The organism is Acinetobacter sp. ANC_7511, from assembly GCF_056779975.1.
This window is the reverse complement of sequence record NZ_JBWYIY010000072.1, coordinates 1-202: the sequence shown is the minus strand read 5'-3', so window position 1 is coordinate 202 and position 202 is coordinate 1. Positions and strand designations below refer to the sequence as shown.

The 202-nt window shown below is 46.5% G+C and carries 1 protein-coding gene; it reads left to right on the top strand.

The window, feature by feature from the left end; all coding sequences use genetic code 11:
- Window positions 1–202: Ig-like domain-containing protein (locus AC1M9L_RS14885; protein ID WP_481592572.1), on the top strand; the 202-nt coding region annotated here is incomplete at both ends.

Below are 202 nucleotides of genomic sequence, written 5' to 3'. Positions count from 1 at the left end.
GTAACACAGGTGAATCTCAGCCAGAGAGCTTCGAGGTTGACACAGTAGCGCCTGAATTAACCATCGATGAGCTTAAGCCAACAAACGATACTACACCAACAATCTCAGGTCAGACTGAGCCAGGTGCAACAGTAAAAGTTGAAATCTTAGACAAAGATGGCAACCCTGTAGCAACAGGTGATGCGACTGTAGATCCAGAAGG